The organism is Paenibacillus sp. J31P316 (genome assembly GCF_056269105.1).
In genome coordinates this window covers 1-1,267 of the sequence record NZ_JBWDNI010000034.1, presented here as the reverse complement: position 1 = coordinate 1,267, position 1,267 = coordinate 1, and the positions used below count along the sequence as shown (strand labels likewise).

The 1,267-nt window shown below is 47.3% G+C and carries 2 protein-coding genes; both read right to left on the bottom strand.

From position 1 onward, the window contains the following. Window positions 1-29: 29 nt before the first annotated feature. A complete protein-coding gene (locus AC0YNU_RS32875; protein ID WP_475764260.1) occupies window positions 30-890 on the bottom strand; it encodes an IS3 family transposase in 861 nt (286 codons plus the stop codon). A gap of 11 nt (window positions 891-901) precedes the next feature. Continuing rightward, the gene (locus AC0YNU_RS32870; RefSeq protein WP_475764258.1) at window positions 902-1,198 is read right to left on the bottom strand and encodes a transposase; all 297 of its coding nucleotides are present in this window, start codon (window positions 1,196-1,198) and stop codon (window positions 902-904) included. Window positions 1,199-1,267 lie beyond the last annotated feature (69 nt).

Genomic DNA, 1,267 nt, shown 5'->3' with positions numbered 1-1,267 from the left:
TGGACCTCTGTCAAGAAAGTAGACACCAGCTATGACCCGGTTCTCTTATCAAACTGAGCTGCGAAACGAATCGGGGACAGGTAGCCTAGCGAGCCGTGGATCCGTTTACGGTTGTAAAAGAACTCTATGTAGCGGTACATCTCTTCGTACGCCTGCTGTTTTGTTTTAAAGGACTTCCGGTAAATGAATTCTTTCTTCAAAATGCTATGGAAAGACTCAATGCAAGCATTGTCATAGCAATTTCCTTTTCGACTCATACTCGCAATCATTCCATAGGCCTTGAGGTTGCTGCGATAAGCTTCGGACGCGTACTGGGATCCGCGATCTGAATGATGTATGAGCCCAGGTCCTGGTCGTTTACTTGCGCAGGCATCATCCAACGCACCCAAAACAAGCGCCGTTGTCATACGGTCGCTAAGTCGCCAACCAACAATTTCTCGCGTACAGAGATCAAGAATGCTAGCTAAATATAAACGTCCAGCCCGACATGGAATGTAGGTGATGTCCGCTACCCAAACTTTATTTGGCTCTGAAACCTGAAATTGCTGGTTGAGTAGATTGGATGCTACGGGCATTTCGTGGTCTGAATCCGTTGTCTGTACGTTGAATTTTCGAGATACGCACGACCGAAGCTGGAGGCTTTGCATGTAGATCCCAACGGTACGCTCCGTGACGGTAAAGCCCTCTTGACGAAGGAGAAAGGTGAGTTTAGGCGCTCCATAACGCTGCTCATTGTCATGAAAATGGTACAGTATTCGGGTCTGCACACGTTGTCTTAGAAGCTCCTGTGTGCTCGGTTCATGCGCTGTCCACTTGTAGTAACCGCTCCGGGAAACGCCTAGCACCTCGCACATCTTCTCCAATCGAAACTCGGAGCGATGATCTTCGATGAACTGAAACCTCAGTTCTTTGGCTTGCTGAAGATGTGCAGCGCCTTTTTTAGAATAGCCAGTTCTTCTTCAACATCCGAAAGCCGACGATCTTTGTCATGCAATTCTTGTTCGAGCTCGCGGACACGCAGGCTATTGTTGATGGGTTCGTTTTTGAACTCACCATACTTCAATTTCCACGAATGCAGGGTCTTCGCCGGAACATCTAGCTCCTGTGCGATTTCGCCTACCGATTTCGTCTGCTCTTGAAGATACTTTACAGCCTGCTTTTTAAACTCTTCGTTGAATCTTTTCCGTTGTTCACCCATGTGAACACCTCCTGTTGAAGTTATTATTCACTTTCTCTTAAGAGGTGTCCACTTTCTATTCTAGGCCCA

Coding starts and splice junctions, on each gene's coding strand:
- AC0YNU_RS32870 (WP_475764258.1), bottom strand. CDS start 1,198: ATGGGTGAACAACGGAAAAGATTCAACGAAGAGTTTAAAAAGCAGGCT.